This window comes from Herbaspirillum sp. WKF16, assembly GCF_028993615.1.
Taxonomy (GTDB): domain Bacteria; phylum Pseudomonadota; class Gammaproteobacteria; order Burkholderiales; family Burkholderiaceae_D; genus Herbaspirillum.
Genome location: NZ_CP118632.1, coordinates 4,921,764 through 4,941,390 on the forward strand (window position 1 = coordinate 4,921,764; position 19,627 = coordinate 4,941,390).

Consider the following 19,627-nt stretch of genomic DNA (forward strand, 5'->3'; position numbering starts at 1 on the left):
GCGTCATCCCGGGAATACCCTCATGCTCACCCTCACCGAACTCGAAGATGCCATCAATTACTGGCGCCAGCAGCGCCCGGCCACCGGCGAGGAATGCGCGCTGTCGCCCGAGGTGAACGCGCTGGCCGGGCTGTACGCGATGATGATCTTCGAACGCCGGCATGCGGTGGCGCTGGAGCAGATGGACGTGCAGGCGCGCCAGCTGATCGAGTCCTGGCAAGGCCGCGGCTGAGCTTTTCGCCCGGCCCTCCCCATTTCCGCTTCATTTCCCTCTGCGCAGCGCCGCAGGCGCGCTATGCTGGAAGCCTTCTGACCCGCTGAACGTTTCGGCCCGCCGCCGATCTCTCCAGGGCCACCACGAAAAGGAAGGAACATGCGCAAGGATCCCGAGCAGACTCCCCCCCTCGCCCGCCGCAAGAGCGCCGCCGCCAGGCCGGCCGCCGGGCGTGGCGGCGAACCCGGCAAGCCGCGCGTGGCGCTGGTCCTTCAGGGCGGCGGCGCGCTGGGAGCCTACCAGGCCGGGGTCTACCAGGCGCTGCACGAGAACGGCCTGACGCCTGACTGGGTGGTGGGCACCTCGATCGGCGCCATCAACGCCGCGCTGATCGCCGGCAACCCGCGCGAGACACGCATCGAGCGCCTGCGCGAATTCTGGGAGACGGTGGCCCATCCCGACATGTTCGACCTGCGCCAGGTGCCCGACAACCTGCGTCCGCTGGCGACCCGCATGACCACGCTGGACACCTTCGTGCGCGGCGTGCCGGGTTTCTTCCGGCCGCGCCCGTTCAACCCCTTCGCCATGGGCCTGCCGGTGCCGCCCGAGGAGGCCAGCTTCTACAGCACCGCCGAGCTGCAGCAGACGCTGGGACGGCTGGTGGACTTCGATTACCTCAACGGCAAGTCCGGCATCCGCATGACGGTGTCGGCGGTCAAGGTGACCTGCGGCACGCTGGTCAAGTTCGACTCGGCGACCCGCCCCATCGGCCCCGAACACGTGATGGCCAGCGGCGCGCTGCCGCCGGGCTTCGCGCCGGTGCGGGTGGACGGCGAGCTGTACTGGGACGGCGGCCTGTACTCCAACACGCCGCTGGAGGCGGTGCTGGGCGACGAGCCGCGCGCCAATACCATGTGCCTGATGGTCGACCTGTGGCATGCCGACGGCCCCGAGCCGCGCACCCTTGAAGAGGTGCAGACGCGCGAGAAGGACGTCACCTTCGCCTCGCGCTCGCAGCGCCATATCGATGCCTATCTCAAGCAATACCAGCTGCGCCGCGCCGCCCATGCGCTCTACCAGCGCCTGCCGCCGCGCATGCTCACCGCCGCCGACCGCAAGATGATGGCCGAGCTGGGCGCCGACACCACCATCCATATCGTGCGCCTGGCCTATGCCGGACGCGACTGGAACATGGCCTCCAAGGACGCCAACTTCGCGCGCGGTTCGGTGCGCTGGCGCTGGGAGCAGGGTTACCAGGACGGCTTGCGCGGCATCGAGATCAGCCGCGGCTGTCCCTTCGAGGAATCTGATGCCGGCATCGTGGTGCATGAGCTGCCCACCGGCGAGACCTACGTCCAGCCCCAGCATGCGTCGTCAAAAGCGACCGAACGTTCGTCTTGATCGGGCGCAAACCCGCACCGGTATTGAGTCGTATAATTTTCACGTTGTTACAAATTATTTTGTGCAGCGCACAAAATACGCTTGACCTCACCAAAGAAGTGCATACAATGTGAATTGTTGCGGCGCACAAATCATGATTGTTTTTTGATTCTGGTCGAAAGCCGCTCTCGAAAGCCGATTGTTCCGGCTGCCTGATTTGCCATTAACACAAGGAGATAGACATGTTTTCGTACCAAGATCAGTTTTCCGCCGCCACCAAGTCCAACCTGCAGGCCCAGCTGGACCTGATCAACACCCTGACCGCCAAGGCCTTCGAAGGCGTCGAGAAGATCGTCGAGCTGAACCTGTCGGCCACCAAGGCCACGCTGGAAGAAGCCGCCGCCTCGGCCAAGCAGCTGGCCTCGGCCAAGGATCCCCAAGAACTGCTGGCGCTGGCCGCCGCGCAAGCCCAGCCGGGCGCCGACAAGGCCACCGCCTACGGCCGTCACCTGGCCAGCATCGTGTCCTCGACCCAGGCCGAGTTCACCAAGGCCGCCGAAGCCCAGATCGCCGACACCAGCCGCAAGCTGTCGTCGCTGATCGACGAAATCAGCAAGAACGCGCCCCCGGGTTCGGAACAGGCCGTGTCGCTGCTGAAGGCGACCCTGACCAACGCCAACGCCGCCTACGAGCAACTGTCGAAGAACTCGAAGCAAGCCGTGGAAACCCTGGAAGCCAACCTCTCCAACGCGACCAAGCAATTCACCGCCGCCGCCGAGAAGGCAACCGCCGCCACCCGCGCCAAGAAGTAATCGGCGCAGCATAACTGGGCAAGGCAAACGAAAAAGGCCGCTACGGGAAACCGTAGCGGCCTTTTGCTTTTTTACTTGCCGCTCATCGCTGCACGAGCCGCCGGCGGCATTGCGTCAGTGGCGGCCGGACTCGGCAATGATGTCCAGCGCCAGCGCCTCGGCCACGCGGATGCCGTCGATGGCCGCCGACATGATGCCGCCGGCGTAGCCCGCGCCCTCGCCGGCCGGATACAGGCCGCGGGTGTTGAGGCTTTGCAGGGTCTGGTCGTCGCGCTTGATGCGGATCGGCGAGGAGGTGCGGGTCTCGATGCCGGTCAGCACGGCGTCGTGCATGGAATAGCCGCGGATCTGCTTGTCGAAGGCCGGCAGCGCCTCGCGGATGGCGTCGATGGCGTACTTGGGCAGCGAGGGATTGAGGTCGCCCCACTTCACGCCCGGCTTGTAGGACGGCTCCACGCTCGCCTGCGCGGTCGACGGCCGGTTGGCGATGAAGTCGCCCACCAGCTGGGCCGGCGCGTCATAGTTGCCGCCGCCCAGCTCGTAGGCGCGGCTTTCCCACTCGCGCTGGAAGGCGATGCCGGCCAGCGGGTGGCCCGGATAGTCGGCCGGCGAGATGCCCACCACGATGCCGCTGTTGGCGTTGCGCTCGTTGCGCGAGTACTGGCTCATGCCGTTGGTGACCACGCGGCCCGGCTCGGAGGTCGCCGCCACCACGGTGCCGCCCGGGCACATGCAGAAGCTATAGACCGAACGGCCGTTGGAGGCGTGGTGCACCAGCTTGTAGTCGGCCGCGCCCAGGATCGGGTGGCCGGCGCTGGGGCCGAAGCGGCACTTGTCGATCAGCGACTGGGGATGCTCGGCGCGAAAGCCGATCGAGAACGGCTTGGCCTCGATGTAGACGCCGCGCTCGTACAGCATCTCGAAGGTGTCGCGGGCGCTGTGGCCGATGGCCAGCACCACGTGGTCGGCCTCGATCTGCTCGCCGCCGGCCAGCGTCAGGCCGCGGATCTTGCCGTCCTCGATCCGCACGTCGTCGACCCGCTGCTCGAAGCGGAATTCGCCGCCCAGCTGCTCGATCTTGTCGCGCATCAACTGGATCATCTTGACCAGGCGGAAGGTGCCGATGTGCGGCTTGCTGACGTACATGATCTCCGGCGGCGCATCGGCCGCGACGAACTCGGTGAGCACCTTGCGGCCGTAATGCTTGGGATCCTTCACCTGGCTGTACAGCTTGCCGTCGGAAAAGGTGCCGGCGCCGCCCTCGCCGAACTGCACGTTGGACTCGGGCTTGAGCTCGCGCTGGCGCCACAGGCCCCAGGTGTCCTTGGTGCGTTCGCGCACGGTCTTGCCGCGCTCCAGGATGATCGGGTTGAAGCCCATCTCGGCCAGCAGCAGCGCGGCGAACAGGCCGCAGGGGCCGAAGCCGATCACCACCGGGCGCTTCTTCAAGCCGGCCGGCGCGCGGCCGACGAAGTGGTAGCCGGTGTCGGGAGTGGGGCCGACGTTGGTCTTCTTCCGGTTGCGCTCCAGCACCCGCGCCTCGTCCTTGACTTCGACGTCCAGCGTGTAGGTGAGGATGATGCCGCTCTTCTTGCGCGCGTCGTAGCTGCGGCGGAACGGGGTGAACGAGACCAGCTCGTCGGCGGTGATGCCCAGCCGCTCCAGGATGGCGGCGTTCAGGTCGTCTTCCGTGTGATCCAGCGGAAGGAATAGCTCGTTGATGCGCAGCATGTGCGGGGACTTTCTCAGGCTCAGGATGTGCGGGACTGCGCGGCCCGGACGATCCGGCCCTCCTCCGGCGCATGGCGTGCGTACGGGACGGGGGCGCTGGCGGACGGAAAAACCCGACGGGCTGCGCGAAAGCCGCCATTTTACTCCAGCCGGGGCGGCCAGCCCAGCGCGGCGCGGGTTGCAGCGGCGCGACAACGGCCGCAAACCAGTTGCGCATCGCAAGCAGTTGACGGTAAATTGGTTGTACATCGCAACCATTTGAAGGAACCGACATGGACTTTGCCGGACTGGATGCCGCTCCGCGCGAGCAGACCATCCGCCAGCTGCGCGAGCTCTCGCGCAAGCTGGTGCGCGAGCTGGGCTTCATGCGCAGCACCCTGGCCGGCAGCGAGCTGGCGCCGTCGGCGGTGCACGCCATCATCGAGATCGGCCAGGCGCCCGGCATCCAGGCGCGCGACCTGGGCGAGCTGCTGTGCCTGGACAAGTCCAACACCAGCCGCCAGGCGGCCAGGCTGGAGTCGCTCGGCCTGCTGCGGCGCGCGGCGGTGGACGGCGACGGCCGCGGCTGGGGCCTGTTCCTCACCGAGGCCGGCCAGGCCTTGCGCCGGAAGATCGACAAGTTCGCCACCGACCAGGTCTCGGCCGCGCTCACGCGGCTGGTGCCGGAAGACCAGCAAGGCCTGGTGCGCGCGCTGGCGCTGTATTCGGACGCGCTGGCGCGCGACAACCCCAACATGGCGCCGCGCCCGGCCGCCGGCGCCGAGGCCGGGGCCCTCCGCCAGGGCTACCTGCCGGGCTGCATCGGCGACATCGCCGGCCTGCACGCGCGCTACTACGCGGCCACGGCCGGCTTCGGCGCTTACTTCGAAGACAAGGTGGCCGGCGGCCTGGGCGCTTTCGTGCAGGCGCTGCCGGCGGCCGGCAAGGAAATCTGGATGCATGTGGAACAGGGACGCGCGCTCGCCTCGATCGCCATCGACGGCGACCTGGAACGCGGCGTGGCGCACCTGCGCTGGTTCATCGTCGACGACAGCCTGCGCGGCGGCGGCGTGGGCCGCGCGCTGCTGCAGCGGGCCATGGACTTCGTCGACGGCCACGGCTTCGAGACCTACCTCTGGACCTTCCAGGGCCTGCAGGCCGCGCGCCATCTCTACGAGTCGGCCGGCTTCACGCTGGCCGAGGAGGCGCCCGGCGAGCAATGGGGCGCGCGCGTGGTGGAGCAGCGCTTCGTGCGGGCGGCCCGCCAGCGCTGAACGGCGGGCCAGCGCTCAGAAGCCGGTCGCGTGTTCGTCCGGATAGGCCATGCGCGCCGCGCGCCGGGAACAGGCTTCCCAACCGGCCACCAGCGCCAGCACGGCGGTCGACAGGCCGCTGACCATCAGCAGGTCGGTCAGCAGCGAGAGCGGCGCCAGCCCCGCCAGCAGCGCCAGGCCGGCCACGTGCGAGAGGGGGAAGCGGCGATACACGATCTGCTTGTAGATGCCGTTGCCCAAGACGTAGAGCGCCGGCCCCAGGATCAGCACCGCCGCGTGCAGGGCGTCGATGCGCTGGTCGGGATGGGCGATCACCAGTTCGTTGCCGACCGCCGACAGGATCACGCCGGCCACGATGATCACGTGCACGTAGTGGAACCAGGCGCCGATGCGTCCGGGGTCGTCGGAGTGCACGATGGCTTCGCTGCCGTCCTTGCTGCTGGTGTCGAAATACATCCACCACATCGCCACCGCGCCCAGGAAGGTGACGGCGAAGGCGATCAGCACCGGCAGCTCCCACTCGTGCGCGTGCGCCAGGGTGGCGCCGGTCATCAGCAGGGTCTCGCCCAGGGCGACGATGACGAACAGCTGGCAGCGCTCGGCCAGGTGCCCGCCTTCGATGGTCCAGTCGCCGGTGCGCGAGCGGCCCATGCCGGGCAACCAGAAGCCGGTCATCGGCGAGACGTACTCGCAGGCCACGGCGGCGATCCACAAACCCAGCCGGTACTGCGGCAGCAGGCCGCCGGCGATCCACAGCGCCGCCGAGATCGACAGCCAGCCCAGCATGCGCCGGAAGTTGGCCGCCAGCTCATGCTCGCGCCCCAGGCTGGCCAGCACCGCCGCCGTACGCCCGACCTGGATCGCGGCGTAGGTGGCGGCGAACACCAGGGCGCGCTCGCCGAAGGCCTCCGGCAGCGCCGCCGCCATCACCAGGCCGACCAGCATGATGCCAAACAGCAGGCAGCGCACGGGCAGCGCTTCCGGGTCGAACCAGTTGGTGACCCAGGCGGTGTACTGCCACGCAAGCCACACCGCGAACCACAGCACCAGGGTCTGGATCGCGCCTTCGGGCGTCAGCTTTTCCAGCAGGCTGTGCGAGAGCTGGGTGACGGCGAAGACGTAGATCAGGTCGAAGAACAGCTCGACGAAGGAGACGCGGGCCTCATGGCCGTCGCGCACGCGCAGCAGGGAGCTTGAGCGGAGAGAGTGGTTCATGGCGCGGTTCCGGGAAAGGCGCCCGGCGCCAGGGGCGGCGCGCGGAGCTGGTTGCGACGGTTCTCGAAGTTTCTCGAACATCGTCGCATGCAGCGCCCCGCGTCAACAATATCGGGGCCGGGGGTTTCGCGCATTTTTGGCGTGGGTGCGGCAAATCGGCAACGCGGGCGGCGGTGAGACGCAACCAAGGCCACCGGGTCCCGGCGTCATTACCGATCGTCGTCCGAAGCGACACCCGTCGCCGCGCCCTTGACCGCAAACCGCCCGGGATCCACCGCCGCCAGCAGATCGCGCGGCAACGGCAAGGGTTCGCGCTCCAGCGAGGCGGCCAGCAATTCGGCCATGAGCGGCGCCCAGATCAGCCCGCGCGAGGCGTAACCGAGCAAGCCGTACAGGCCGGGGTGGCGTGTCACGCCATCCAGCCGCGCCGCCGCGGCCGCTTCCATGTCCGGCAAGCCGCCCACCAGCGGCAGGCGGTCGGGGGCGATGCAGCGGAAACCGACCCGGCCTTGCAGTTGCGCATCGGTGGTCGATGGCATGGTGTAGCGCCCATCGATATCCGGCAACATGTGTCGCAGCCGCTCCAGGTTCTCGACGTGGCTGGCCTCACGCAAGCCGGTGTCGTCGTCGCGGTCGTAGCTGGCGCCCATGCAGATGCGGCCTTGATATGGCCGGGTCAGGTAACCGTCGCCGCACAGAGCCACCGGCAAGGCCGGAAAATCTTGCGCCGGCAGGTGAGTGACCTGGCCACGCACGGCGTTCAGCGGCAAGGCCGCGCTTTGCGCCAACACGCGCGCTTGGGCGCCGGCGGCCAGGATCACGATCGGCGCCTGGGCGATTGTCCTGCCCTCGCCGTCCAGCGCCAGCCAATCCTCGCCTTCGCGGCGCAGCGCTGTCACCGTGCGATTGAAATGCGCCGCGACCTCGCCCTGCGCGCGCGCCGCCGCCAGCAGGCGCCGGCAGACCGAAGGCGGATTGAGCCAGCCGGCCTCGGGGAAGAAGTAGCCTCCGCCCATGGTCGGCATGCCCAGCAGCGCCTCGGTCTCGGCCGCGCTCATCCAGCGTGCGTAGCGCGCCGGGTAATCCCATTCCAACGCGCCCTGCTCGAAGGACTGCGCCTGCCTGGCGTCGCGCCCGAACTGCAGGACGCCGCAGGTCTCGCCGGCGATGGCCGCGCCCTCATGCGTGCCGACGCCGCCCAGCAGCCGCAGGTGGCGTGCGGCGAACAGGAAGGCGGCGCGCGTCAGGCGCGCCAGCGGGCTGTCGTCGCGCGCCAGCGCCGGCATGAACAGGCCGCCGTGGTTGCCCGAAGCGCGCGTGGCGACCTCGGGGCCGGCATCGATCAGGTCGATGCGCCAGCCGCGCGCGGCCAACCGTTCGGCGACGGCGGCGCCGGCCAGCCCGGCGCCGATCACCAGCGCGTGACGCGCATGGGACGTGCGGCGCGCCAGCGGCGTGTCGGCCGCGGCCACGTGCGAGGGCGGACGGCCCCAGCCGGGGGCGTAGCGCATGGCCAGCGCGCCGGCCGCCGCTTGCCCGGCGAACCCGACCTGGCGCAGCGCCGCCATCGTCGCTTCGCCGTCGAACACCAGCGCGCGCGCGCCGGTCCAGGCCAGGCGCGCCAGGCGCTTGCACGCGTGCGGGTTCCAGTCGGAAGCGGCCGCATCGAAATCCTGCTGGCGGCCGTGCAGGTAGAACAGGTCGGCCGGCGCTTCCAGCCTCGCCAGCTCTTCATCCAGCGCGCCGAACACCACGGTCAGCGTGACCCGCCCGTCGTCCAGCAGCAGGCGATGCGTCCCCGGCAGCAGCGGCGGCCAGGCTTGCCGCAATTGCGCCGCGCGGGCGTCCAGGCCGGGCCAGCCGGCATGCGCGGCCGCCAACTGTTGCACGGTGCAGGGATGCGGCTGGATGGCGACGTAATGCAGGCGCTGAGCGCCGCCCTGCCCGCGCTGCTCCTCGAATTGCGTCCAGGTCTGCAGGAAGGCCAGCCCGGCGCCGAAATGCAGGTCCAGCACCGCCGCCCTCTCCTGCTCGCGCAGGCAGGCGCGCAAGGCGGAGCCGGGCGCCGCCAGCAAACCGCGCATGAAGGCGGCGTCGCCCGCGGCCGGATCGGTGCGCCAGGCGGCCAGCAGTTCGTCGGAAGCGGGATGGATGGGGCGAGCGGGCATAGGAACAGAAGCGGTAAAGTCGGATGAGGATCGGGGCCGGAGGCAACGGCCGCCATTCTACGCCGCCCCCATGCGCCGGCCTTGCGCCTTGACAAAGCTGCGGCGCAGCAATAATCTGCATACAGAACACGAAAGCTGATTTCATGGCCTGACGCGCTTTCCAGCCCTCCTACTCTTTACCCGCAACCCATGTACAAAATCGACGCCCCGGCGCAACTGATCGAGCAGGTCTACCACGCCATCCTGGATGCGATCTGCTCGGGCACGCTGGCGCCCAATGAAAAGATCACCCAGGAGGGCCTGGCCGAGCAGCTCGGCGTATCGCGCCAGCCCATCCTGCAGGCCTTCCAGCTGTTGAAGCGCCAGGGTTTCATCGAGGAAGCCGGGCGCAAGGGCGTGGCGGTCACCGCGCTCGACCCGCGCAAGCTGATGCAGCTCTACCAGGTGCGCTCGGTGCTGGACGGCCTGGCCGCGCGCGAAACCGCCGAGCGCTGGAAGGCCGACGGCGACCTGCGCGGCGCCGGCGAACGCGAGGGCCGCGCGCTGATCGAGGCCGGCCGCAAGCTCGCCGACATGAGCGACCTGTCGGCGCGCATCGTGGCCGACATGAACTTCCACCAGTTCATCTACCGCAGCTGCGGCAACCCCATGGTCGGCGAAACCACCGCCATCCACTGGCACCACATCCGCCGCGCCATGGGCGCCATCCTCTCCTCCGACGTGCGCTCGCACATCGCGGTGTGGGATGAACACGCGGCCATCCTGCAGGCCATCGCCGAGGGCAAGCCGGCGGTGGCCGACAAGCTGGCGCGCCAGCATGCCGAGAGCGCCGCCGAGCACCTGGCGCGCGTGCTCACCGGCGAGCAATACGCCGGCAAGAGAAAGCAGGCCTGACGCCTCCCGCGCCGGCTCCCGTTCCGCACCCACTTCCCAGGCGCAGCACGGCTGCGCATGCCCTGCTCGATGCTCGCCATCTTCAACATCGTCTTCCCGATCTTCTCGCTGATCTTCCTCGGCTGGATCTGCCGCAAGCGCAACATCCTCTCGGCCGGCGCCGCCAGCGAGCTGAACCGCTTCGTGATCTGGCTCGGGCTGCCGGCGCTGCTGTTCGATTCGATGTCGCGCCTGACCCCGGCCGACTTCGCCAACCTGCGCTTCATCGGCGTGTTCGCCGCCGGCGTGGCCATCGTGTTCCTGTTGACCGCCTGGATCCGGGTGCGCCAGCGCGCCGCGGCGCCCGACGTGATCATCGACAGCCTGGGCACCTCCTACGCCAACGTCGGCTTCATCGGCATCCCGCTGTGCTACCTGGCCTTCGGCCACGACGGCCTGCCGCCGTCGGTGATCGCCATGGTGATGACGGCCTGCCTGCTGTTCGCGATCGCCATCGTGCTGCTGGAAACCTGCATCCACGCCCATGCCGGGCTGGGCCAGACCATCTCCAAGGTGGGCCGCTCGCTGCTGCGCAACCCGATCATGATCGCGCCGGTGGCCGGCATCGCGGTGGCGCTGACCGGGCTGCAGGTTCCCAGCGGCGTGCAGCAGCTGTTCAAGATCCTGGGCGGCGCCGCCAGCCCCTGCGCGCTGGTCTCGCTGGGCCTGTTCCTGGCGCTGCCGGTGAAGCACGGCCAGGGCGCGCCGGTGTCGCTGCTGGTAGCCTTCAAGCTGCTGCTGCAACCGGCGGTGACGGCGCTGCTGGCTTACTGGATCCTGCCGCTGCCGCGCCTGTGGGCCGACAGCGCGGTGCTGCTGGCGGCCATGCCGATCGGCACCGGCCCCTTCATGCTGGCCGAGCTTTACCAGCGGGAGGTGGCGGGTATGTCGCGCGCGATCCTGATCTCGACCACACTGTCGCTGCCGACCATCGCGCTGATCCTGGCCTGGATCGCCCACCGCTGACGCGGATTCGCCAAAAACGAAAAGGCCGGAGCGGCGACGCCGTCCGGCCTTTCCCGATCTTCACCCTTCCCGCCCTTCAGCTCATCACCCGTTCCTGGCGCAGGATCTGCTCGAACTTGTCGGCCGGCACCGGGGGGCTGAACAGGTAACCCTGGATCTCGTCGCAACCGTAGTGGCGCAGGTAATCCAGCTGCTCGTCGGTTTCCACGCCCTCGGCGATCACGCGCAGCTTCAAGTGGCGCGCCAGCGAGATGATGGAGGCGGTGATGGCGGCGTCGTCGGCGTCGATGGTGATGTCGCGCACGAAGGAGCGATCGATCTTGAGCACGTCGATGGGGAAGCGCTTGAGGTAGGCCAGCGAGGAATAGCCGGTGCCGAAGTCGTCGATGGACAGGCGCACGCCCAATTCCTTCAGGCCGTTCAGGATGCCGATGGCATGTTCGACGTCGGTCATCATCAGGCTCTCGGTGAGCTCCAGCTCCAGCGAGGCGGGCGGCAGGCCGGTGTCTTCCAGCACATCGGCAATCGACGACACCAGGTCCTTCTGCAGGAACTGCCCCACCGACAGGTTGACCGAGACGCTGATGCCGTCATGGCCGTCGAGCTGCCATTGGCGGCATTGGGCGCAGGCCGTGCGCAGCACCCAGGCGCCGATCGGCAGGATCAGGCCGGTCTCTTCGGCCAGGCCGATGAAGCGCGCCGGCGACACCATGCCCAGCTGCGGATGCTGCCAGCGGATCAAGGCTTCGCTGCCGATCACCTGGCCGCTGGCCAGGTCCACCTTGGGCTGGTAGTGCAACAGGAACTCGCCGTTGTCGAGCGCGCTGCGCAGGTCGCCTTCGATGCGCAGGCGCTCCAGCGCCTGCTCGTTCATGGCCGGCGTATAGAACTGGAAATTGTTGCGGCCGGTCTGCTTGCCGCGGTACATGGCGATGTCGGCGTGCTTGATCAGCGTCTCGCCGTCGGTGCCGTCGGCCGGGTAGCAGGCCACGCCGATGCTGCAGGTCATGAACAGCGTGTGGCCGCCCAGCGTGATGGGCGCGGCCACCGCATCCATGATGCGCTGCAGGCTGCGGGTGTCGAGCGTGAGCTCGTCCTGCTCGGGCAGGATCATGATGAATTCGTCGCCGCCCAGGCGCGCCACGGTGTCGGCCTCGCGCACCGCCGCGCGCAGGCGGCCGGCCACGGTGCGCAGGAGCGTGTCGCCGGCCTTGTGGCCCAGCGTGTCGTTGACGAACTTGAAGCGGTCGAGGTCGACGAACACCAGCCAGAGCGCCTGCTTCTGCCGCTCGGCCACGCCGATGGCCTGCTCCAGGTGGTGGCGCAGCATGTGGCGGTTGATCAGGCCGGTGAGCGTGTCGCGGCTGGCCTGGAATTCCAGTTCGGCTTCGTAGCGCTTCATCGAGGTGATGTCGTAGAGGGCCGCCACGAAGTGGGTCACGGCGCCGTTCTCATCCTTCACCGGGGCGATGTAGAAGTCGTTCCACAGCTCCGAGCCGTCCTTGTGGTAGTTGCGCAGGATGACGTTGTGCTCGCGCTGCTCGCGCATGGCGATCCACACGGTCTCGAAGCCTTCCGGGTCGCTGTCGCGCCCTTCCAGGAAACGGATGCTCTGCCCCATCGCCTCGGCCGGGCTGTAGCCGGTGATGCGGGCGAAGGCGGGATTGACGTACTCGATGGTGTAGTCCGGCCCCTGCGCCGAGAGGATCAGGATAGCGTTGGCGCTGGCCTCGATGGCCTGGTTGCGCAACAGCAAGGCGCTCTCGGCCGAGCGGCGCGCCTTGATGTCGTCCGACAGCAGCGCGTTGGTGTGGCGCAGCTCGGCGGTCTTGTCCTCCACCAGTTGCTGCACCCGGTGCGAACGCATCGACAGCGCGCGCATGTAGGCCGCGCCCAGCAGGGAGGCGATCACGCCGGCCAGCAGGATCAGCAGCGAGCCGTAGTGGTCGGCGAACACCGAGCGCGGCGGGATGCTGATCTCCATGTGCCAGGTCTGGCCGGCAATGTCGAAGCTGGTCATGGTGCTGGAGGGCTGCTGGAACAGGCGCCCCAGCGCCAGCGCCTGGTCCAGCCAGTGGCCTTGCGACGGTGTGCTGTCGTGATGGAAGACCAGGCTGGCATCGTTGGCCTGCGGGCCGACATAGACGCGCAGGCCGATCTCGCGGTCCTCCATCAGGCCGGCGCCCTCCAGGATCTTCTGCACCAGCTCGGTGACCTGCAGCACGGCGGAGGTGTCGCCCACCAGCGCCGCGCGACGCGCCTCGACGCTGCTGGGCTGCACGCCGCCGCGGTAGACCGGCTGCATCACCAGCAGGCCGCGCTGGCTAACGTCGGATTGCGCCAGCCGCATCGGCAGCGTGGAAGCCGGCCGGCCGCTGTTGAGCGCGATGTCCAGCGTCTGCATCACGATGGGATTGCCGGTCTGGTCCAGCCCGAGCGCGGCCTCGTTGCCGGCCACCGGCTCGACGTAGTCGACCACCAGGTAGGAGGGCCGCTCCGGCGCGCGCACCGGCTTGCCGTCGGCCAGCGTGGTGATCTGGAAGCCGGGCACCGCGCCCTGGCGCAGGGCTTCGAACACCAGGCGGTCCTCGTCGGAAACGAAGCGCTGCACGCCGAAGGCGCGCACATAAGGATAGCGTTCCAGCAGCGGACGGGTGAAGGCCTGGAATTGCTCGCGGGAAGGATCGCCGACGGTGGCGTGGAAATGGTTGATGACCGACAACACCTGGACCGCTTCTTCCAGCCCACGCTGGACGGTGAAGGCGCGCAGGGCCGCCCGGCGCTCGAAGTCCAGGTTGACCGCATCATCTTCCAGGTGGCTGGTGGCGACAAAGACTGCCGTGGTTGCGCACAGGCCCAACATCAGCGTGAGTGATGCCGACAACGTTGCCCCCAGCTTGTTGATCACACGCTGCATAAGTGAATCGCCATCTGATATTCCACTGATAATAATCTGCTCTCCCTCACTATATCGAACTAGTTCGATATATTTTTAGTGATGAGACAACAAAAAGGCAGCCATTTGGCTGCCTTCTTCATTTCTGCCCGGCAATCTTCCCGCCTTGCAGCTCGCCTTGACGACTCATCAATAACTGTAGGGCGACGATTGCCGCTTCTCGCGCGCTTCGCGCTCGATGCTCTGGGCTTGCATGAAGGCATCGAAGGAGCGCTCGATGGTGGCGCGCTCGATGTCGCGGGTGATGAAGACGATGCGGCTGCGGCGATCCTCCGAGGGCCACTCGGGCAGGGTCACGGTCGGGTGGAAGATGTGCTGCACGCCGTGGATCACGGTCGGCCTGTCCTCGCCCTTGAGGTTGAGGATGCCCTTGATGCGCAGGATGTTGGGCCCCTTGAAGCCCACCAGCAGGCTCAGCCATTCGTCGAACAGCGCCGGATCGATCGGTTCGTCGAAGCTGAAGCAGAAGGCGCGGATGTGGTCGTCGTGGCGGTTGATGTCGTGCGCGTGGTCGTCGTGGCCGTGGCCATGATCATGGTGATGATGATGGCCGTGGTCATGGCCGTGATGGTGATCGTGATGCGCGTGCGCCTTCTTCTCGGCGAAGGCTTCCTCGTTGAGCCAGCGCGCCACGTCCGGCATCTTCTCGCCCGGCTTGAACAAACCTGCGTCGAGCAGCTCGGCCGGCGCAATCTTCCCCTGCTGCGGCTGCAGCTGGCGGGCCGTCGGGTTCAGGGTGCGCAGGCGCTCGCGCAAGACGTCCAGGGCGGCGGGTTCGGCCAGGTCGGTCTTGGTCAGCAGCAGGCGGTCGGCCACCGCGGCCTGTTGCACGGCCTCGACGTGATGATCCAGGGTCGACATGCCGTTGACCGCATCCACCGTCACGATCACGCCGTCCAGGCGGTAGCGCGCGGCGATGAAGGCGTCCGTCATCAGCGTGTGCAGGATGGGCACCGGCGAGGCCAGGCCGGTGGTCTCGATGACCACCCGGTTGAACCTGCGCTGGCCGCCCTCGGCGAAGCGCCAGGTGATGTCCTTCAAGGTCTTCTTCAGGTCGCCGCGGATGGTGCAGCACAGGCAGCCGCTGCTCATCTCGACCACGGTGTCTTCCTGGCTATGCGCCACCAGCAGGTGGTCCAGGCCGATCTCGCCGAACTCGTTGATGATGACCAGGGTGTCCTTCATCTCGGGCTGGGCGATCAGGTGGTTCAGCAGCGTGGTCTTGCCGCTGCCGAGGAAACCGGTCAGCAGCGAAACGGGGATCGGCGCGTCGCCGGCGGGTACGGATGGGTTCATGATGGAATGCTCGACTGCGGAAAGGAAAGAGGGGCGTCACCTCGCATGCTACTCCATGCGTCAAGCGACGAAGACGCCATGAAAAACGGACCGCGCGCGGTCCGTCTCCGGGATGGCTTACTCGTTGTCGTGGGCGTCCAGCGGCACCTTCTCGGGTTGCCCGCCGGCATTGGCATGGCCCATGCCCGGCAGCAGGTGTCCCAGCTTGCGCGCCTTGGTGCCGAGGTAGCCGATGTTGAACGGATTGTGGTTGGCGATAAGCGGGATGCGCTCGGCCACCGGGATGCCGTTCTCTTCCAGCGCCTTCACCTTGCGCGGATTGTTGGTCATCAGGCGCAGGCTGGTCACCTTCAGGTGCGCCAGCATCGGCAGCACGATGGTATAGCGGCGCATGTCGGCCGGGAAGCCCAGGCGTTCGTTGGCTTCCACCGTGTCGGCGCCCTGGTCCTGCAGGTGGTAGGCGCGGATCTTGTTGAGCAGGCCGATGCCGCGGCCTTCCTGGCGCAGGTAGAACAGCACGCCGCGGCCTTCCTTCGCGATCTTCTTCAACGCCGCTTCCAGCTGCGCGCCGCAATCGCAGCGCTGCGAGAACAGCGCGTCGCCGGTGAGGCACTCGGAATGCACGCGGCCCAGCACGGGCTGGCCGTCGCCGACGTCGCCCAGCGTCAGGGCCAGGTGTTCCTTGCCGGAAACCTCGTCGTAAAAGGCATGCAGCTCGAAGGTAGCCCACGGCATGGGCAGCTTGCACGAGCTGACGAATTCGAGTTTTTCTTCCGGCGCCGCTGCGGCCGGTGCGATCGGTGACGACATGACAACCTGCTTTCAATACGAATGCGTAGAACCGCGTATCTTACCTTGCGGCCGGGTTTATTTCAGCGCGCGGGATGCGCGGCGACGCTGCTGCAGATGAAGCCGCAAGCCGCTTTTGCAAGCCGGCCGGCCCGCGCCGGGCCGCCCCCAAAACGACTCAGCCCCGCCATGGGCGGGGCTGAGCGCGGATTCAGGCGAAAACCGGATTACACCAATCCATGCGCCTGCTGGTCGGCGTGGTAGCTCGAACGCACCATGGCGCCCACGGCGGCGTGCACGAAGCCCATCTTGTAGGCTTCCTCTTCATACATCTTGAAGGTGTCGGGGTGCACGTAGCGGCGCACCGGCAGGTGGTCGCCGCTGGGCATCAGGTACTGGCCGATGGTCAGCATGTCGACGTTGTGGGCGCGCATGTCGCGCATGACCTGCAGCACCTCCTCGTCGGTCTCGCCCAGGCCGACCATGATGCCGGACTTGGTCGGCACTTCCGGATGCAGGTCCTTGAAGCGCTTCAACAGGTTCAGCGAATACTCGTAGTCGGAGCCCGGGCGCGCTTCCTTGTACAGGCGCGGCGCAGTTTCCAGGTTGTGGTTCATGACGTCCGGCGGGGCCATCTTGAGGATTTCCAGCGCGCGGTCCATGCGGCCGCGGAAGTCCGGGGTCAGGATCTCGATGCGGGTCTCGGGCGAGAGCTCGCGCACGCGGCGGATGCACTCGGCGAAGTGGGCGGCGCCGCCGTCGCGCAGGTCGTCGCGGTCGACGCTGGTGATGACCACGTACGACAGCTTCAGCTGGGCGATGGTCTTGGCCAGGTTTTCCGGCTCATTGGGATCCAGCGGATCGGGACGGCCGTGGCCGACGTCGCAGAACGGGCAGCGGCGGGTGCACTTGTCGCCCATGATCATGAAGGTCGCGGTGCCCTTGCCGAAGCATTCGCCGATGTTGGGGCAGGAGGCTTCCTCGCACACCGTCACCAGGTTGTTGGCGCGCAGGATGTCCTTGATCTCGTAGAAGCGGGTGGTCGGCGAGCCGGCCTTGACGCGGATCCAGTCGGGTTTCTTCAGCTTCTCGCCGGAAACGATCTTGATCGGGATCCAGGCCGTCTTGCCGGCGCCTTTCTGCTTGTCCAGCGGGTTGGTGCGCGCGGCGTTGGCGGCGGCGTTGCTGGAAGGATCTGCTGCGGGAGTGATTTCGGTAGTCATGTCGGTATTTCCGGCCCCGGCGGGCTCAAGCCATGCCCGCGAAGCGGGCGATCAGTTTCTCGGCAAGCAGCGCCTGGACGTCGGCCAGGCGGGCATTCTCGGCGCCCAGGGTCTTCATGTCGACCGTGGCCAGTCCCTCGTAGCCGCAGGGATTGATCCCCGAAAACGGCGCGAGGTCCATGTCGACGTTGAGCGACACCCCATGGTAAGTGCACCCGTTGCCGCGGATTTTCAAGCCCAGCGCGGCTACCTTGGCGCCCTGCCACGGCCCGTCGGCGGCATAGATGCCCGGCGCGCCCTGCTTGCGTTCACCGGCGAGATTATACGCCGCCAGCACGTCGATCACCGCCTGCTCGATGTTGTGCACGAATTCGCGCGCGAACAAGCGGGCGCCGGCGCGGTTGCGGCGCAGGTCCATGAGCAGGTAGATCACCGCCTGGCCGGGGCCGTGGAAGGTAACCTCGCCGCCGCGGTCGGTCTGCACCACCGGGATGTCATGGGGATTCAAGACGTGGGCGCGGTCGGCGCCCAGGCCCAGCGTGTAGACCGGGGGATGCTCGACGATCCACAGCTGGTCGGGCGTGTCGGCGTCGCGCGCGTCGGTGTAGGCGCGCATCGCCGCGAAGCTGGCCTCGTAGGGTTCGACCCCGCGCCGCACGATCTGCGGCAGGCCGGGGGCCGGCGGCGCAGCGGCGGCCGGCGCGGCGGCGATGTGTGTTGCTGTCTGCATGCCCGCCAGTGTAGCGAACTTCGGCCGCGTGCGTCGCCGCGGCGGCGCTTTGGCGGGGAAATTTCCTTTCCGGCAACTTGCCGCGACCGGCCGGCCCGCCCTAGAACCAGCGGATCAGCCCGTGCGGCAACAACTGGCTGATGCGCGGCGCCCCGGCGTCCGGCTGCGGCCGGCAGTCGGCGGCAGCGCAGGGCTGGCGCGCCGGCAAGGGCAGGATCTCGAACTCGGCGCAACCCTTGACCGCCTCGAACACCGCCAGTCCGCGGCCATGGAAATCGAAGTCGCAGCCCGGCCTCAGCCAGACGTCGGCGCCGCCCCGCTCCACTGTCAGCCACAGCAGCCCGCAGCGCACCCGCACACGCACCGGCGAGCGCAGGCGGCGCGCCATGGTCTGGCCTTCCCGCAGGCTCAGCCTGGCGTTTTCTCTTGATAATGGAATTTGCATGATGCGACTCCCTCGCGTGGCGCCGGGCAAGCCGCCTCCCGGCCGCGAGGCCTTGCGGCGAGCGGGCTTCAGAGGAGAATGACCGGAAATGTGTTGAACCGGATTGCATTGTAGGCAGCGCCCCGCCTGCGGCAAAACGATATATATTCCCCCTTCTTGCAAATGAAATTCACAAGGGAAGCGCCATGACCGACCTCCGGAAGTTGCCCAACCTCGCGGCCTTGCGCGCCTTCGACGCCGCCGTCCGCCACGGCGGCTTCTCGCGCGCGGCCGAGGAGATCCACGTCACGCCGGGCGCGGTCAGCCACCAGGTGCGCGCGCTGGAAGAAGAGCTGGGCCTGCAGCTGTTCGTCCGTCACGGCAAGCGCATCGCCGTGACCGAAACCGGCCAGCGCTTCGCCGCCACCATCCGCAAGTCGCTGGGCGAGATCGCGCTGGCGGCCGAGCACCTGCGCAGCCTGAACCGCCAGCAGCGGCTGGTGATCTCCAGCACGCCCTCGTTCTCTTCACGCTGGCTGGCGCCGCGGCTGTGGAAATTCATCGACGCCAATCCGGAGATCGAGGTGGTGCTGCAGTCCGGCAGCCACCTCTCGGACCTGCGGCTGGACGGCGTCGACATCGGCCTGCGCTTCGGGCGCGGCCACTACCCCGGCGTGGTGACCGAGAAGCTGACCGACGACTACTACTATCCGGTGGCCTCCCCGGCCTATCGCACCAAACGCGGCAAGAAGCCGGCCAGGCCGGCCGACCTGGCGCAATGCGCGCTGCTGCGCATGGATACCCGCGAGTCCTGGCAACCCTGGCTCAAGCGCGCCGGGCTGGACCTGCCCGAGCCCACCGGCGGCCTGGTGATCGAGGACTCCTCGCTCACGCTGCGCCAGGCGGCCGACGGCGGCGGCGTGGCGCTGTCGCGCCATATCATCGCCTCGCAGGAAATCGCCGCCGGCGAAGTGGTGCGGCTGTTCGACGTGGCGCTCAAGGCCGACGAATCGTATTACCTGGTGCACTTGCCGGAGGGCGTGGAGAAGCCGGCCATCGCCGCCTTCAAGAAGTGGATCTTCGGGGAGATGAAACTGTTTCGCGACAGCAGCGGCTGGCCGGGCTGAACCGCGCCGGCGGAGAAAACAAAAACCCGGCGCGCCATGGCGGCTGCGCCGGGTTTTCGTTGGCGGCGGGAGGCCTTACAGCACGAACTTCACCAGCTCGTGCGAGGACAGCGCGCGGTACAGGTTGTCCAGCTGCACGCGGCTGGTGGCGCGGATGGTCAGCGTCAGCGACAGGTACTTGCCCTGCGAGGACGGCCGCATCTCGATCTTGCCGGCGTGGAATTCGGGGTCGTGCTCGACCACCAGCTCGACGATGGTCTGGGCGAATTCGTCGCGCATGATCCCGACCACCTTGATGGGGAAGTCGCTCGGGTATTCGATCAGGGATTCTTCGGTTGGAATAGTCATGGCGTTGGTCTGTAGCATGGTCCGCTCCGGTTTCAATGCATCCAAATGGGGATGAAACGCCG

General features: G+C 67.8%; 17 protein-coding genes. 7 read left to right on the plus strand and 10 right to left on the minus strand.

The features are described from left to right. Positions 1-22 precede the first annotated feature (22 nt). From Herbaro_RS22205 to phaP, 3 genes are all read left to right on the plus strand, one after another. Positions 23-232, plus strand: a complete 210-nt coding sequence (locus tag Herbaro_RS22205) for a DUF3717 domain-containing protein (RefSeq protein WP_275011768.1) — start codon at positions 23-25, stop codon at positions 230-232. Positions 233-373: 141 nt separating this feature from the next. Continuing rightward, positions 374-1,615: a patatin-like phospholipase family protein gene (locus Herbaro_RS22210; RefSeq protein ID WP_275011770.1), complete on the plus strand. Its 1,242-nt coding sequence runs from the start codon at positions 374-376 to the stop codon at positions 1,613-1,615. 221 nt (positions 1,616-1,836) lie between these two features. Beyond that, positions 1,837-2,406: a TIGR01841 family phasin gene (phaP, locus tag Herbaro_RS22215; protein WP_275011771.1), complete on the plus strand. Its 570-nt coding sequence runs from the start codon at positions 1,837-1,839 to the stop codon at positions 2,404-2,406. Between the two features lie 114 nt (positions 2,407-2,520). On the opposite strand, the gene Herbaro_RS22220 is transcribed toward phaP, so the two are convergent. After that, positions 2,521-4,137, minus strand: coding sequence for an NAD(P)/FAD-dependent oxidoreductase (locus Herbaro_RS22220; protein WP_275011772.1), 1,617 nt, complete (start codon positions 4,135-4,137; stop codon positions 2,521-2,523). Positions 4,138-4,409: 272 nt separating this feature from the next. On the opposite strand from Herbaro_RS22220, the gene Herbaro_RS22225 reads away from it, so the two are divergent. Then, positions 4,410-5,390, plus strand: a complete 981-nt coding sequence (locus Herbaro_RS22225; RefSeq protein ID WP_275011773.1) for a bifunctional helix-turn-helix transcriptional regulator/GNAT family N-acetyltransferase — start codon at positions 4,410-4,412, stop codon at positions 5,388-5,390. Positions 5,391-5,405: 15 nt separating this feature from the next. Here Herbaro_RS22225 and Herbaro_RS22230 read toward each other — a convergent pair whose 3' ends face one another. Together Herbaro_RS22230 and mnmC are read right to left on the minus strand one after the other, a co-directional pair. Then, entirely contained in the window at positions 5,406-6,605 is a 1,200-nt protein-coding gene (locus Herbaro_RS22230; protein ID WP_275011774.1) for a low temperature requirement protein A, read from the minus strand. A gap of 209 nt (positions 6,606-6,814) precedes the next feature. After that, the gene (gene mnmC, locus Herbaro_RS22235; RefSeq protein WP_275011776.1) at positions 6,815-8,773 is read right to left on the minus strand and encodes an FAD-dependent 5-carboxymethylaminomethyl-2-thiouridine(34) oxidoreductase MnmC1; all 1,959 of its coding nucleotides are present in this window, start codon (positions 8,771-8,773) and stop codon (positions 6,815-6,817) included. Between the two features lie 189 nt (positions 8,774-8,962). Between mnmC and Herbaro_RS22240 the strand changes: the two genes are divergently transcribed. Together Herbaro_RS22240 and Herbaro_RS22245 are read left to right on the plus strand one after the other, a co-directional pair. Then, on the plus strand, positions 8,963-9,667 hold the full coding sequence (locus tag Herbaro_RS22240) for a GntR family transcriptional regulator (RefSeq protein ID WP_275011777.1): 705 nt from the start codon (positions 8,963-8,965) through the stop codon (positions 9,665-9,667). Between the two features lie 69 nt (positions 9,668-9,736). Further along, on the plus strand, positions 9,737-10,672 hold the full coding sequence (locus Herbaro_RS22245) for an AEC family transporter (RefSeq protein ID WP_342456515.1): 936 nt from the start codon (positions 9,737-9,739) through the stop codon (positions 10,670-10,672). Positions 10,673-10,748: 76 nt separating this feature from the next. Here Herbaro_RS22245 and Herbaro_RS22250 read toward each other — a convergent pair whose 3' ends face one another. From Herbaro_RS22250 to Herbaro_RS22275, 6 genes are all read right to left on the minus strand, one after another. After that, positions 10,749-13,589, minus strand: coding sequence for a bifunctional diguanylate cyclase/phosphodiesterase (locus Herbaro_RS22250; RefSeq protein ID WP_275011779.1), 2,841 nt, complete (start codon positions 13,587-13,589; stop codon positions 10,749-10,751). Between the two features lie 168 nt (positions 13,590-13,757). After that, positions 13,758-14,924 carry a CobW family GTP-binding protein gene (locus Herbaro_RS22255; RefSeq protein WP_275011780.1) on the minus strand — a complete coding sequence of 389 codons (1,167 nt, stop codon included), beginning with the start codon at positions 14,922-14,924 and terminating at the stop codon, positions 13,758-13,760. A gap of 117 nt (positions 14,925-15,041) precedes the next feature. Then, positions 15,042-15,734, minus strand: a complete 693-nt coding sequence (gene ribA, locus Herbaro_RS22260) for a GTP cyclohydrolase II (RefSeq protein WP_275011781.1) — start codon at positions 15,732-15,734, stop codon at positions 15,042-15,044. Positions 15,735-15,940: 206 nt separating this feature from the next. After that, positions 15,941-16,936 carry a lipoyl synthase gene (gene lipA / locus Herbaro_RS22265; protein WP_275011782.1) on the minus strand — a complete coding sequence of 332 codons (996 nt, stop codon included), beginning with the start codon at positions 16,934-16,936 and terminating at the stop codon, positions 15,941-15,943. A 25-nt stretch (positions 16,937-16,961) separates the two neighbouring features. Beyond that, entirely contained in the window at positions 16,962-17,666 is a 705-nt protein-coding gene (gene lipB / locus Herbaro_RS22270) for a lipoyl(octanoyl) transferase LipB (protein WP_275011783.1), read from the minus strand. A gap of 100 nt (positions 17,667-17,766) precedes the next feature. Then, a complete protein-coding gene (locus tag Herbaro_RS22275) occupies positions 17,767-18,111 on the minus strand; it encodes a DUF2917 domain-containing protein (RefSeq protein WP_275011784.1) in 345 nt (114 codons plus the stop codon). 185 nt (positions 18,112-18,296) lie between these two features. On the opposite strand from Herbaro_RS22275, the gene gcvA reads away from it, so the two are divergent. Then, complete coding sequence (gene gcvA, locus Herbaro_RS22280; protein WP_275011785.1) at positions 18,297-19,217, plus strand: transcriptional regulator GcvA; 921 nt, start codon at positions 18,297-18,299, stop codon at positions 19,215-19,217. Positions 19,218-19,292: 75 nt separating this feature from the next. Here gcvA and Herbaro_RS22285 read toward each other — a convergent pair whose 3' ends face one another. After that, positions 19,293-19,565, minus strand: a complete 273-nt coding sequence (locus tag Herbaro_RS22285; protein WP_275014076.1) for an HP0495 family protein — start codon at positions 19,563-19,565, stop codon at positions 19,293-19,295. Between the last annotated feature and the right edge of the window lie 62 nt (positions 19,566-19,627).